The organism is Acinetobacter sp. YH01004 (assembly GCF_013420455.1).
In the GTDB taxonomy this organism is placed as follows: domain Bacteria; phylum Pseudomonadota; class Gammaproteobacteria; order Pseudomonadales; family Moraxellaceae; genus Acinetobacter; species Acinetobacter towneri.
Genome location: NZ_VOXZ01000016.1, coordinates 1 through 14,078, shown reverse-complemented (window position 1 = coordinate 14,078; position 14,078 = coordinate 1). Strand labels below are relative to the sequence as shown.

The window sequence follows — 14,078 nt, the reverse complement described above, 5'->3', positions numbered from 1 at the left end:
AGGGGTTTGGTTCACGGAATCAACCTTCGGAAGCCTGAAAGGGCTTTCGAATACTAGGTTAAGCGTATGGCAAATTTAAAAGAAATTCGCGCCAAAGTTGCTAGTATCAAGAGCACGCAAAAGATTACTCGCGCGATGCAAATGGTTGCTGCTTCTAAGATGCGTCGTGCGCAAGAGCGCATGGCTCAAGGCCGTCCGTATGCCGAAAATATGCACCGTGTAATTGCTCATTTGGTACAGGCGAACCCTGAATACAAACACCGTTATATGATTGAACGCCCTGTAAAACGCGTTGGTTATATCATCGTGTCTTCAGATCGTGGTTTGGCAGGTGGCTTGAACATTAACTTGTTCAAGAAAGTTGTAAAGCATGTACAGCAACAACAAGAGCAGTCAATTGAAGTTCAGTTTGCTTTAATTGGTCAAAAAGCGGTTTCGTTTTTTAAAAACTACGGCGGTAAAGTGCTTGGTGCAACTACAAACGTAGGTGACGCGCCAAGTCTTGAACAGTTATCTGGCTCTGTGCAAGTGATGTTAGATGCGTACGATAAAGGCGAGTTAGATCGCATTTACCTCGTGTCAAACGGCTTTGTCAATGCCATGACTCAAGATCAGAAAATCGAACAACTTGTTCCTTTAGCATCTGCTGAAGAAAACAAGACTCTTAACCGTCAATACGGTTGGGATTATATCTATGAACCAGAAGCTGAAGAGCTGTTAAATGGTTTATTGGTTCGTTACATCGAGTCTATGGTTTATCAAGGTGTGATTGAAAACATCGCATGTGAACAGTCTGCGCGTATGGTTGCAATGAAAGCTGCAACAGATAACGCAGGTGAACTGATCAAGAGCCTACAACTTATTTATAACAAGCTGCGTCAAGCCGCGATTACTCAGGAAATTTCTGAAATCGTTGGTGGTGCCGCTGCCGTTTAACATTATTAGTTTGAATTGAGGAGACAGCAATGAGTGGCGGTCGTATCATTCAGATCATCGGCGCGGTTATCGACGTCGAGTTTGAACGCAACAGCGTTCCTAAGATCTATGACGCTCTCCAAGTTGACGGTACTGAAACTACATTAGAAGTTCAGCAACAACTTGGTGATGGCGTAGTTCGTACTATTGCAATGGGTTCTACTGAAGGCCTTAAGCGTGGTTTGAACGTAACTAACACTAACGCGCCAATCTCTGTACCAGTAGGTACAGCGACACTTGGTCGTATCATGGACGTTCTTGGTCGCCCTATCGACGAAGCTGGTCCAGTTGCAACTGAAGAGCGTTTACCAATTCACCGTCAAGCGCCTTCTTATGCAGAACAAGCGGCTTCTACTGACCTTTTAGAAACTGGTATTAAAGTCATTGACTTACTTTGCCCGTTCGCGAAAGGTGGTAAAGTTGGTCTGTTCGGTGGTGCGGGTGTTGGTAAAACCGTAAATATGATGGAGTTGATCAACAACATCGCTAAAGCGCACTCAGGTTTATCTGTATTCGCTGGTGTTGGTGAGCGTACTCGTGAAGGTAACGACTTCTATCACGAAATGAAAGACTCTAACGTTCTTGACAAAGTAGCAATGGTCTACGGTCAGATGAACGAGCCACCTGGTAACCGTTTACGCGTAGCGTTAACTGGTTTGACTATGGCTGAGTACTTCCGTGATCAAAAAGATGAGAACGGTAAAGGTCGTGACGTATTATTGTTCGTAGACAACATCTACCGTTATACACTAGCAGGTACTGAAGTATCAGCACTTCTAGGTCGTATGCCATCTGCAGTAGGTTATCAGCCTACACTTGCAGAAGAGATGGGTGTTCTTCAAGAACGTATTACTTCAACTAAGTCTGGTTCGATTACATCTATTCAAGCTGTATACGTACCTGCCGATGACTTGACTGACCCATCACCTGCTACAACGTTCGCGCACTTAGACGCAACTGTAGTATTGAGCCGTGATATTGCATCTCAAGGTATTTACCCTGCGATCGATCCACTAGACTCAACTTCACGTCAGTTAGATCCATTAGTTGTTGGTACTGAGCATTACGAAATTGCTCGTTCAGTTCAAAACGTTCTTCAACGTTATAAAGAATTGAAAGACATTATCGCAATTCTTGGTATGGACGAATTGTCAGAAGAAGACAAACTTACTGTATACCGTGCACGTAAGATCCAACGTTTCTTCTCTCAACCGTTCCACGTAGCTGAAGTATTTACTGGCGCGCCTGGTAAACTTGTACCGCTTAAAGATACAATTCGTGGCTTTAAAGGTCTTCTAGCTGGTGAATACGATCATATCCCAGAACAAGCGTTCTATATGGTTGGTGGTATTGACGAAGTGATTGCTAAAGCCGAGAAACTTTAATTAGCAGCTCTAATTTAGGAGATTCTCATGGCGACTATGCAATGTGATGTTGTAAGTGTAAAAGAGTCTTTGTACTCGGGCACTGTGACTATGCTAATTGCAAAAGGTGCTGGCGGTGAACTCGGTATTATGCCGGGTCACGCACCACTGGTAACTTTGCTTCAGCCGGGTGCAATCCGCGTTCTGCTGGAAAATGGTACAGAAGAATTAATCTATGTATCTGGTGGCGTTCTAGAAGTTCAACCGCATGTTGTTACGATTCTTGCAGATACTGCAGTTCGTGCAGAAAACTTAGATGAAGCGGCAATTATTGAAGCGCGTAAACACGCTGAACAATTGTTGGCAAATCAAAAGAGCGATTTGGACTCTGCTGCTGCTTTGGCTGCTTTGGCAGAAACTGCTGCACAGTTGGAAACCATCCGCAAAATCAAAAACCGCGCACTTTAATTGTCGGTTTAAGATTGAAAAAAGCCACTCGAAAGAGTGGCTTTTTTTATGCTGTTTGGAATTGAAGCCTTATCTTTGCTTAAGATGCTGTATTGGTAGTTTCAGTAGGCTGATTTGACTCACCTTGTAAAATCATCCCCGCCAGTTTTAGCATTTCAGCTTGAATACTCCCCATTTGCTGTTCCAGTTTCTTAAAGTCCACTTTGCTTAAATCGACTTGTCCATTTAAAAATGGTGAAGCCAAAACTTGCTGATTGGCAGCCAATAAGTTTTGACGGATGGTATCAATTTCCTGTGTTTTTAAGTCTAGGCTGCTTAGTGTTTGATTGAAGCCTTGTAACTGCTGTTGTAATTGAGTCGCTGCAATTTGTAATTGTTGTGGATCTTGCGCATCTACAGCGGTTTGCAATTCAGACTTGGTTTGATTTAGTTGTTCGACATATTGACCTGCTTTGAGCTGTAGATCAGCCACATCGCGCACAATATAGAACATATTGCCACTGCTTAATGGAGCGTTGGTTGGGTTTGTATTGCTGTTGGATGATGCGTTGGAATCATCTTGATTAGTTGTTTGCGTTTGCGGCGTGTTCATTTGATCACAGGCGCTGAGTAGCAAGGCAGAACTCAATAGTGCAAACGGAAGTAGTGTCTTCGAAGATACATTTTTCATATTCATGTGATTTTTGGTACTCATTGAGAATGAATATAAAACGAAAATATGAATAAAAAACAGATTGTTGCAAAGCAATAACAAATCTTAATTTTTTTGTCTAAATCAAAAAAAATAGGAGTTTTAAAGAAACTCCTATGAATTACACTTCTTTCATAAAAGAAAAATGATCATAAGTAATGCGTCGAATTGATATTGATAGTCCCTTCTCTTGCGCCATATATGGCTCAGGATGAGGAATATATTCCGCAAGAGGATGAGGGAGCTGAATTATTGATTTAAAGAGAATTTATGAAAGAACTCTTTAACTTGCTGAATAAAAAATTATTTAGCCAATTCAGCCTCAATCGCTTCTACAATGCGCGGGTCATCTGCGGTTAAATCTGGGGCAAAACGCGCCACCACTTCACCTTGTTTATTCACCAAAAACTTTTCAAAGTTCCACAATACTTCAGGTGGTTCATTTGGGGTTAAGCCGTAATCAACCAAATCTTTCCACCATGGGCCTTCACCAATACGTTCAGGAATTGCTTGCGTTAAAGCCGTGTAGAGAGGATGTTTTTCTGCACCCACGACTGGAATTTTAGCAAACAATGGAAAACTCACCTGATAATTCAGTGAGCAAAATTCCTGAATTTCTGTATCGCTGCCCGGTTCTTGTGCCAAGAAATCATTCGATGGAAAGGCTAAAATTTCTAAGCCTTGTGCCTGTTTTGCTGCGTAGAGTTGCTGTAAGCCTTCGTATTGCGGGGTTAAGCCACATTTTGATGCCACGTTCACGATCAACAACACTTTTCCTGCATATTGATTTAATGTGGTTTCCGTACCCTGATTGGTTTTTACTGCAATGTCATAAACTGAAGTGCGCATAGTTGCTTCCTAGAATCTGTATTTTACCGCTACTGTTGTAACTGTAATTTTTGGGTACAGCAAGTTTTATAGCAAAGAAATTTACGACACTGATGGAATCCCGCATAGCCGTGATATTGCGCAGAAAAATGTAATTCGTATCTGCATTTTATTTTATTGATGGATAAATCGAGCGAAAAGTGCCATAAATAGACACTGGGTTTTTAGCACTTTGCATCACAAGTCAGTTATAGAAAAGGGTTTCACAGCAGGTATGCTGTTTGGTACAACAAGGATGATGAATACATGATACGGTCAGATAAAGGCGTATTTTGGGCAATTTTATTGCCATTGATTGCGGTATTGATTTGGTCTTTAAATATTGCAGTAACGAGGTATGTGGCGGAGTATATTTCACCCGTCAGTATCAGTTTTTATCGCTGGTTGATTGCTTTTCTGATTTTAACCCCGTGGATATTGCCCAAAGTTTGGCAGCAGCGTGAGTTGATTCGTCCACATTTGAAACAGTTGGCAGTGCTTAGTGCTTTTGGTTTGGTGCTGTATCAAGGTCTAAGCTATACCGCAGCCAATTACACCACTGCAACCAATATGGGCATTATTAATGCGTTTATTCCCATGTTTACGGTTTTGGTTTCATTGCTGATCTTAAAAGACATTCCGACACGATTTGCGGTTTTGGGCTGCATTATTTCATTTTCGGGTTTGTTGTATGTGATTGCACAAGGAGATTTGCGTCAACTCAGTCAGCTGACAGGACATGCGGGCGATATGCTCATGGTTTTGGCGGTATTTTTTTACGCCTTTTATGGGGTGTTTTTAAAGAAATGGAATTTAAAATTGCCGCTCATGCTGAGTCTTTATGTGCAAATTATATTCGCCTTACTTTACCATCTGCCATTTATTTTGTGGTTCGGCTTGGATCATTTAAATAGCCAAAATGGTTTAAGTGTGCTGTATGCAGGTATATTTCCTTCAATTATTGCACCTTTGGTATGGATGTTGGCCGTTCAATATTTAGGGCCAAATCGCACCAGTATTTTTATGAATTTGATGCCTGTTTTCACGGCTATCATTGCATATTTTTGGTTGGCAGAAGTGTGGGGGAGTTATCACAGTATCGGTGGATTGATTATTTTAACGGGTATTGTGTTGGCACAAATGAAAGCACGCGTACACATTCAAGCAAAAAGTTGAGTTTAATTGGTGTTTTTTTTGATCACATAAAGGTGTATTTAAAATGCCTTTTATTCAAAATTTATACAGTATTGAGTGTTATGAATTATGACAGTTTTTTTAATTTTTCTAAAATAATTGTAAAAATAGTAAGATAATTTAAATTGTTAAGAAAAAAAGATGAATCTTTCATTGAATATTTGTCTTGGATTAATAGGAAAAATCTATTTGTATAGTCGACTAAATTACTCCATAATTCACGTACTGAAAACGATCCACTGTATTCAATAATCAGTGAAATATCATTTGCAGCAAGATTTTCAAACCCTCTGGATGTGCTTTTATACACATCCTTTTTATGCTCAACCATCCCTATATGGTTGAGCTTTTTTTTATCCACTGGAGCGTAAAACCTCGTGGTTCAGCACGAGGATATAAGCGACTGGAGTAAACCATATGAACGACACGAAATGTCGTTTTAAATACTTGTACTATAGTCACTATTAAGAAAAATACTGTTAAAATAATTGGATGAAGACACTCAAATTACGCATAAAAGACAAACATTGCAAGGTGCTAAATCAGTTAGCATCCGAAGTAAATTTTGTCTGGAATTATGTCAATGATTTGTGTTTTAAGCATCTACAACGTAAACAACAATTCTTTTCAGCATACGACCTTGCAAAATACACGAAAGGCACATCGAAAGAATGCAACTTGCACAGTCAAACTATTCAGGCAGTGACAGAAGAATTGGTCACAAGACACAAGCAGTTCAAAAAAGCAAAACTAAAATGGCGTGTCAGTAATAAACAATCAGCTAGACGTTCACTGGGTTGGATACCGTTTAAAAAGGTTGCAATCAAATATGCTGATGGCTATGTTGAATATGGCAAGCATCAATTTAAACTATGGGATAGTTACGGATTAAGTCAATACAATATCAAAACAGGCACATTCGTAGAAGATAGTCGTGGACGTTGGTATGTTTGTCTTGTAGTTGATGCAGTCAAAATAGAAAAAAACAACGCTAAAACCTCAATTGGCATAGATTTAGGTTTAAAAGATTTAGCGACTTGTTCAGATGGCGTAAAACTTAAAGCACCTCAAATCTATCGGCAATATGAACAAAAACTTGGTATTGCTCAACGTGCAAAAAATAAGAAACGTGTCAAAGCCATCCATGCCAAGATTAAAAATGTAAGACAAAACATGCTGCATCAATTCAGCCGAAAACTGGTGAATGAACATGCAGCCATCTTCGTTGGCAATGTGAATGCCAAAGCATTAGCACAAACCAGATTGGCTAAATCAGTGCTAGATGCCAGTTGGACAACACTAAGAACCATGCTCAAGTATAAATGCGAGAACGCAGGGGTATGTTATGAAGAAGTCAATGAAGCCTATACCACCCAAATTTGTTCGTGCTGTGGCTCACGCTCCAGTAGTCCGGAAGGTAGAGCAGGACTTGGAATAAGAGAGTGGCAGTGTGTGGAGTGCGGTACGCTCCATGATCGGGATGTAAATTCCGCACTGAATATTCTTGCGCTCGGACATGAGCGTCTAGCAGTAGGAATCTCCGTCCTTTAGGTCGGGGAGGATGTCAACTAAAATTTGTCTAAAGCTAGGCGCGAATCACTGCCCCACTCTCTGCATCTAAAATACGGCTAGGTTGCTGGCTTAAACCCAAATCACCATTTAAGTAGTGCAATTGTTGATGGAAATATTGCGTTGTCTCTTGCAAAGAGCGTGCAGGGGCAAGTCCCGCAGGATTGGCACTGGTCGATACAATAAAGCCATCAAAGGCATGGCATAACGCCATACATAAAGGATGATTGGTTACGCGCACCGCTACTTTGGGGTGTTGACCTGTAATCCACTCTGGAATTGCGGCTGTGCTGGGTAATAGCCAGGTGGTTGCTCGATCTGTGGGATAAGTATTCGTCCATGACGCAATTACGCGATCTCGCATTTCGGGGTTTAAATCCTGCAGCAAATGCTCTACTTGTGACAGATGTCCTGCCAGTAAAATCACACCTTTTTCAATCGGACGCTGTTTCAGACGCAAAATTTCCAAAAATGCCTGTTGATTATATGGATCACATCCCAATCCCCAAACCGCCTCTGTAGGATAGGCCAGTACCTGTCCTTGTTGTAGACATGCAGCGGCTTCGGTGACAGAAGTTGTAATCATGGGAGTTTTACCTAAACAGAAACGTGAAATAGGCGCTTATTGTGAACCTTATTTGAGTGGACGACAACGCAGATATAAACCTGATTGTTGTAAACAGAAGCCCATGAGTTCCAGTTCCATTAATGCGCTGGTGAGTGTGGCAATATCTAAATTCAGTTGCTGTGCCAAGTGATCGATGCTTTGTCCGACCCAATCCAGTTGTTGATACAGTGCCAATAAATGCTCGGGAATATGCGGTGTACTTGTATCTGCTGTTTTTGTTGTGGTGGTTTGAAGTATTGCTTCAGTCGGTGGTGTAGATAATTTTGCTTTTGTTGAAGCTGCTGTAGTCTGATTTTGGCTTGATGCTATTTGGTTTTGTTGATATTGCCATTGGGTGGGTAGGGCTAAATCTTCAATCACTTGTTCAGGATGATCCACTAAAATTGCACCTTCACGAATCAATTGGTGGCAACCTTGATGAAATTCACTGTAAATATGTCCTGGAATGGCAAAAATTAATTTGCCTTGCTCTGCTGCCAGTTTCGCGGTAATCAGCGAGCCACTATTTAAACTGGCTTCAGCAACAATCACGCCTAAACTTAGTCCACTGACAATACGGTTACGTCGTGGAAAATGTTGCTGTAAGGGCTTAGTCTGTGGTAAAAACTCCGTAATCACAGCACCACCAGATTCTACAATTTTTTGGCGCAGGCTGTGATGTGCACTTGGATAAGTGTTGTCCAAACCTGTGCCCATGACTGCAATGGTACGTTGATGTTGCAAAGCACCTTGATGTGCGGCTTCATCAATACCTTGTGCCAAACCACTATTGATAAAGAACCCTTGTTCACTTAAATAATAAGCAAAATCATAAGCCACTTGCCGACCATGCGGGCTGGCTTTGCGACTGCCGACAATCGCAATTTGCGCTTGCAACAAAGCCTGTGCATTGCCTTGCCCAAATAAAATGGGTGGCTTGTTGGAATAGGGTCGTAACTGATTGGGATAGTCCGCATCGTCCAAAGTTAGAATAAAATCGCACTGCTGTTGCAGTTGATTCAGACATTGTTCAAAGGCGAGTTGCCCTGTTGGGCTGAGATATTCTTTGGCGCGTTGTAGATGGTTGGCATGAATGCGCACATCTGACCATGTGAGGAGGTGTTCGGGCTGCACTGCGGCAGCCACGGAACCATAATGTTGTACGAGTTTGGAAAAACTAGACAGTGAATGTTGAACCAAATACCACAACAAAATGTAGTTGATTTGCTGTGGGCTGAATGAATTCAACATCACCATCTTAAACCGTTTTAGTCGTCCATTCGTGGTGCTTGTAAGCTCGCACCGACTTTAATTGGTAATTCACTGTCTAAAACATAGGCATAGCTAATGTGGTCAAAGCTCTTGAAGACCATGATATTGCCAATACGTTCGCCTGGAAGCTGAACACGTTCTTTGGTTTTCGGGTCGGTGACCACTTCGCCTTTTTGCGCTACGCTAAACACATGACCAGATTGCACGCCATGTAATGTACCGCGATCAATTGCCACAACACTGTGTTTTGCTGCAGTACCAATCGAACCCATCACACGTAGCACCTGACCACCTGTGCTGACATTTTCAGCATGCGTTGGGTAGAACAAGGTTGGCAGCATTGGGTCATAAATTGGTAAGACGCGATCACCACGACGCACTTCGGCATTGTAGGTATCGGTCAATTCAAGTGTGGTGATGTCATTTTCACCACGTACTGCAATACCTGCAGCAACTTGAGTGAGTTCAATGCCTGCATTGAATTTTTGACCATTGGCATCGGTCAGCATGTACGGTTCGCCTTCACGATATACACCGTAGCGTTGACCTACTTCCAGACCTGCACCACGTGCATACACACTTTGACCTTTAGCAGCTAAAACACGTTGATCAGAAGTACCTAAAATATATGGTGTGCCTTGTAACGCATCTGCGGCAATAATGCTGCTGCGCTCTAACCAGTGTTTGATGTAGTCAAGTGGAATCACAGGAATGGTATTATTTAAAGACTCCACGCGAATTTGCGGCTGTAAATTGGTGCTCTTGCCTGCATAACGACGAATAATGCCTTCACAGCCATCGCCTTCATCTTTACCAATAATAGGGCGACCTTCGTAGGTACACATCAACAAACGGTCACCTGGGAAAATCCAGTGTGGATTTTTTACGTGACGGTTACTTGCCCAAATTTCAGGCCAGCGTAGTGGATTATTCAGGAATTTTTTAGAAATATCCCACAAAGTATCGCCTTTTTTCACCACATACACATTCGGTGCATTGGCTTTTAAAGCAGGCGGATTAATATTTCGTGCAGGTGCTGCTTCAGCCACACTCATTGCCCCAAGTCCCACAGTGAGACATACAGCGAGCGCTAAAACTTGCTTTTTAAACCCCAAGACACGAAAAGAGGATGTGTCTGTCAAAACCTTTTTCATTATCATAATTCCTAAAATTATGTATGTAGTTGCGTTATAATAACGATCTTACACACATTTTTTTGATGAAGCATTCCTTCATTCGGTTTTTTGATCAATGGCATATAAGTGAGGACGTCCCATGGCCTTATTACCTATTTTAAGTTTCCCGGATCCCCGTTTGCGTACCATTGCCAAACCAGTTGAAGAAGTGACCGACGAAATTCGTCAGCTTGCTGCAGATATGTTTGAAACTATGTATGCCGCACCAGGAATTGGTCTAGCAGCGACACAGGTAGATCATCATATTCAGCTGATTGTCATGGATTTATCTGAAAATAAAGATCAACCCATGGTCTTCATTAACCCCAAAGTTACCCCATTGACTGAAGAGACCCAACCGTATGAAGAAGGGTGTTTGTCAGTGCCTCAAATATACGACAAAGTTGAGCGTCCGTCACGTGTAAAAATTGAAGCGATTAACCTTGAGGGTCAAACCTTTGAGCTAGAAGCAGATCAACTTCTCGCTGTTTGTATCCAACATGAAATGGATCACTTAAATGGTAAATTATTTGTCGATTATTTATCACCACTCAAAAGACAGCGTGCCCGTGAAAAAGTGGAAAAAGTAGTGCGCCAGCGTCAGAAAGAAAAAGTTGCTGTGAAGCGTTAAAACAAACCACAATCTAGTTGTCCATGTTTAGACCAAAGCATAAAAATCAGCCCAATTTCGATTGGGCTTTGTTATACTTGCGCCACACAAATTCAGGATAGATGTTTTTGTTGTTGCGTAGTGGCTTACTGCTTTCATTTATCGCAGTTTTTTTACAGATTGCTGTATTTTTACAGCCTTTGCTGCCTGAGCAATATCAAGTTGCGCCAGTCTGTGAAACCATCACGCGAGCACTTTTGTTGCCACAAGCCCACGCAGTGCATACAAATTCTTCGCATACTGCACATTCATCTACATCACAGACCGATGATCAGCAACTGACCGTACAGCATGAACATCATCATCACGATGCTTCACATCAATGTCAGTATTGTACGGTCTATGGCAACTTGGTCTTGCCACCTGAATTAGAGCTTAAAGAGGTGCTTGATCGCATTCAGGTACGTCTTTTGGCTTTCCAAAAACGTTTTCAACACGTTTGGTTTGCACTTCAGCAACTCTTTTTACTTCCGCAGGGGCGTGCTCCACCTCACTTTGCATAAATTCAATGTTTTTCGGGTCTGCTTTGACCCTAACTGTATTTATGTTTTGAAGTGAGAAATAAAATGGCTCAGCCTAAATTTTTATTACAGCCCATTGCGGCTGCAGTTTGTGTTGCCTGCTATTCAGCAAGTGCGTTTGCCGATCAAAGTATGCTGTCTGCGAATACGCATAGTCTTGCGCCTATTGTTGCAACCGCACAACAGGGCAATGATGCCAATGGTTTGGTGGTTCGTGCTAATCCAAAACAACCCATTCAGCCGATTCCAGCCACAGATGGTGCAGACTATTTGCAAAGCATAGTTGGCTTTAGTGCTGTCAACAGTGGTGCGGGTACCAATGGCGATGTGACCTTCCGCGGCATGTTTGGTTCACGTATTAAAATTTTAACCGATGGTTCTGAAAACTTAGGTGCATGCCCGAGTCGTATGGATTCACCAACCTCTTATATTTCACCAGAAAGTTTTGATGAAATTACCGTCATTAAAGGCCCGCAAACGGTGCAATATGCCAACACAGGTTCGGCAGCAACGGTATTGTTTGAGCGTAAGCCTGAGCAATTTGGTGAAGGTCAAAACTATCGTGGCCAAGCCAGTGTCTTGATGGGGTCATTTGGCCGTTTAGATCATAATGTTGAAGCGGCTGCGGGTGATGAGCAGAAATACATCCGTTTAAACGCCAACCGTTCTGTAGCAGACAGCTATAAAGATGGCAATGGTACAACTGTTCCTTCGGATTGGGAGCGTTGGAATGCTGATGTCGCTTTAGGTTGGACACCCGATGAAAACACTTGGCTAGAACTGACAGGTGGTCGTGGTGATGCTGAAGTGGTTTATGCGGGCCGTACAATGGATGGTGCTGAATTTGACCGTGAAAGTTTAGGTTTACGTGTAGAAAAGAAAAATATTACCGATGTGATTAAGAAAATTGAAGCACAGGTGAATTATAGTTTTAACGATCACGTGATGGATAACTTTAGTCTGCGTGCGTTCAATCCTGCAGGGGGGATGATGCATCCTATGGCAAATAATGTGGCACGTAAAATGTTGAATGCACGTATGGCGGTGACACATGAGTGGGATAAAGTTGACTTTGTGACAGGTGTTGATACTCAAAATAATGAGCATAGTGGTCGTAAAGGCAGAATGAACAGCTATAAAAATTTGCCTCGTACTGTGGATATGGAGTTTCAATCTATAGGAGGTTTTGGTGAGCTTGGTTATCAATTCAACGATCAAAACAAGTTAGTCACAGGTGTGCGTATTGATCAAATTGAAGTAGACGCAGTGCAAACAGCTCAACAACGTAAAGAAACTTTGCCAAGTGGCTTTATTCGTTTGGAAAATCAACATCCGCACCATGATGCTAAAACTTATGTCGGTTTGGGCTATGTAGAGCGTATGCCTGATTATTGGGAATTGTTTAGTCCTCTGTCGGGTAACGGAAATAAAAATACGTTTAATCACATTGATACTGAAAAAACCCTTCAATTGGACTTTGGCTATCAACATGAACATGGTGCATTCAGCTCTTGGGCATCGGCTTATGCAGGTTTAATTAATGATTATATTTTGACGAATTACAAACTGAGAGATGAAAACAAGCCTCAGAGTAAAGAAAATCCTTTAGAGGCGCATACTCGCAATGTGGATGCAACGATTGCAGGTGCAGAAGTTGGTATTGCTTATCAATTTACCGATGCTTTACAGGCTGATGTGAGTGCCATGTATGCGTGGGGTGAAAACACTACGGACAATACGCCGTTGCCACAAATTTCACCTTTGGAAGGGCGTTTAAACCTGCGCTATGTTCAGGATAAATATACTTTAGGTGCATTATTACGTGTTGTTGATGGTCAAAGTCGTATTAGCGAACGTGAAGGTAATATCGTGGGCTATGATGTGAAAGAAAGCAGTGGCTTTGGCGTATTGTCTTTAAACGGCAGCTATAACCTCAATAAAAGTGTTGATGTGTCTGTGGGTATTGATAACGTACTGGATAAAACTTATACCGAGCATCTAAACAAAATGGGTAATGCGGGTTTGGGTTTTGCTGCGAATGAGCAATTTAACAATATTGGCCGTAACTATTGGGCGCGTATCAGTATGAAGTTCTAATTTGAACTTTATTTAAACCAAAAGCAGGGCTTAGGCTCTGCTTTTTACTTTTTTATTAGAATAATTTCATATAAAACAATAGATTAAATCTTGTGATTGTATTTTGAAGAATTGCACAGATTTTTATTAAAATAAATTTATGAGACAAAACAGTGGCTTATCTGTTTTGGGGTTTATAAAATAAACACTCGATATATTTCTTTTACAAAAAGCCTTGCATGGCAAAATATTTGGCCTATAATGCACATCCATCGGCGGCGATGTTGATAAAAACTTGTTGAAAAACAATAGCTTGGTTGATTGATTTAAGATTAATTGAGTTTGTTTTGAGTAGATGGGTTTGAAAATAAAATCAACATTGCATGTTGACTTTATGGAAATAAAGCGTAATATAGCCGACCTAGCTTGATGCTGACGAAGCATCGAGAAGATCATTAAGAGATTATGAAGAACAACTTGTGTGGATTTTTACTGATTGATCGATCGAACATATTTCATTGATTGATTGGTTTAAATTACTCGAAGTTTATTTGAGCGAAATTTAAGTCAGAAAATTGATGAGCCAGATTTGGAAGTTTAGATTAAAGCTTCAAAATGATTTTAACTGA

Annotated in this window: 14 protein-coding genes; 8 read left to right on the top strand and 6 right to left on the bottom strand. The window is 41.4% G+C overall.

Annotated elements, in window-relative coordinates; genetic code table 11:
• Positions 1 to 66: 66 nt before the first annotated feature.
• The 3 genes from atpG to FTT71_RS10850 are packed head-to-tail and all read left to right on the top strand — an operon-like array spanning position 67 to position 2,807.
• The gene (atpG, locus tag FTT71_RS10860) at positions 67 to 936 is read left to right on the top strand and encodes a F0F1 ATP synthase subunit gamma (RefSeq protein WP_004970136.1); all 870 of its coding nucleotides are present in this window, start codon (positions 67 to 69) and stop codon (positions 934 to 936) included.
• A gap of 29 nt (positions 937 to 965) precedes the next feature.
• Entirely contained in the window at positions 966 to 2,360 is a 1,395-nt protein-coding gene (atpD, locus tag FTT71_RS10855) for a F0F1 ATP synthase subunit beta (RefSeq protein ID WP_004970134.1), read from the top strand.
• Positions 2,361 to 2,387: 27 nt separating this feature from the next.
• Positions 2,388 to 2,807, top strand: a complete 420-nt coding sequence (locus FTT71_RS10850; protein WP_004970132.1) for a F0F1 ATP synthase subunit epsilon — start codon at positions 2,388 to 2,390, stop codon at positions 2,805 to 2,807.
• Between the two features lie 79 nt (positions 2,808 to 2,886).
• Here FTT71_RS10850 and FTT71_RS10845 read toward each other — a convergent pair whose 3' ends face one another.
• On the bottom strand, positions 2,887 to 3,477 hold the full coding sequence (locus tag FTT71_RS10845) for a hypothetical protein (protein WP_154321292.1): 591 nt from the start codon (positions 3,475 to 3,477) through the stop codon (positions 2,887 to 2,889).
• A gap of 324 nt (positions 3,478 to 3,801) precedes the next feature.
• Entirely contained in the window at positions 3,802 to 4,347 is a 546-nt protein-coding gene (locus FTT71_RS10840) for a glutathione peroxidase (protein WP_004970127.1), read from the bottom strand.
• 285 nt (positions 4,348 to 4,632) lie between these two features.
• On the opposite strand from FTT71_RS10840, the gene FTT71_RS10835 reads away from it, so the two are divergent.
• On the top strand, positions 4,633 to 5,541 hold the full coding sequence (locus tag FTT71_RS10835; protein WP_096902732.1) for a DMT family transporter: 909 nt from the start codon (positions 4,633 to 4,635) through the stop codon (positions 5,539 to 5,541).
• Positions 5,542 to 5,626: 85 nt separating this feature from the next.
• Here the strand turns inward: FTT71_RS10835 and FTT71_RS10830 are convergent, their stop codons facing one another.
• Positions 5,627 to 5,920: a hypothetical protein gene (locus tag FTT71_RS10830; protein WP_004970123.1), complete on the bottom strand. Its 294-nt coding sequence runs from the start codon at positions 5,918 to 5,920 to the stop codon at positions 5,627 to 5,629.
• Between the two features lie 131 nt (positions 5,921 to 6,051).
• Between FTT71_RS10830 and FTT71_RS10825 the strand changes: the two genes are divergently transcribed.
• Positions 6,052 to 7,110, top strand: a complete 1,059-nt coding sequence (locus FTT71_RS10825) for an RNA-guided endonuclease TnpB family protein (RefSeq protein ID WP_180160948.1) — start codon at positions 6,052 to 6,054, stop codon at positions 7,108 to 7,110.
• Positions 7,111 to 7,144: 34 nt separating this feature from the next.
• Here FTT71_RS10825 and FTT71_RS10820 read toward each other — a convergent pair whose 3' ends face one another.
• The 3 genes from FTT71_RS10820 to FTT71_RS10810 are packed head-to-tail and all read right to left on the bottom strand — an operon-like array spanning position 7,145 to position 10,161.
• Positions 7,145 to 7,714, bottom strand: a complete 570-nt coding sequence (locus FTT71_RS10820) for an L-threonylcarbamoyladenylate synthase (RefSeq protein ID WP_004970120.1) — start codon at positions 7,712 to 7,714, stop codon at positions 7,145 to 7,147.
• A 48-nt stretch (positions 7,715 to 7,762) separates the two neighbouring features.
• The gene (dprA, locus tag FTT71_RS10815; protein ID WP_180160947.1) at positions 7,763 to 8,986 is read right to left on the bottom strand and encodes a DNA-processing protein DprA; all 1,224 of its coding nucleotides are present in this window, start codon (positions 8,984 to 8,986) and stop codon (positions 7,763 to 7,765) included.
• 17 nt (positions 8,987 to 9,003) lie between these two features.
• Positions 9,004 to 10,161, bottom strand: a complete 1,158-nt coding sequence (locus FTT71_RS10810) for a LysM peptidoglycan-binding domain-containing protein (protein WP_180160946.1) — start codon at positions 10,159 to 10,161, stop codon at positions 9,004 to 9,006.
• Positions 10,162 to 10,282: 121 nt separating this feature from the next.
• On the opposite strand from FTT71_RS10810, the gene def reads away from it, so the two are divergent.
• The 3 genes from def to FTT71_RS10795 all read left to right on the top strand — a co-directional run bounded on the left by def (position 10,283) and on the right by FTT71_RS10795 (position 13,470).
• A complete protein-coding gene (gene def / locus FTT71_RS10805) occupies positions 10,283 to 10,813 on the top strand; it encodes a peptide deformylase (protein WP_154321169.1) in 531 nt (176 codons plus the stop codon).
• Between the two features lie 107 nt (positions 10,814 to 10,920).
• Positions 10,921 to 11,355 (top strand): DUF2946 family protein, encoded by a 435-nt coding sequence (locus tag FTT71_RS10800; RefSeq protein WP_154321168.1) that lies wholly within the window; start codon positions 10,921 to 10,923, stop codon positions 11,353 to 11,355.
• Between the two features lie 63 nt (positions 11,356 to 11,418).
• Complete coding sequence (locus tag FTT71_RS10795) at positions 11,419 to 13,470, top strand: TonB-dependent copper receptor (protein ID WP_180160945.1); 2,052 nt, start codon at positions 11,419 to 11,421, stop codon at positions 13,468 to 13,470.
• Positions 13,471 to 14,078: the final 608 nt, after the last annotated feature.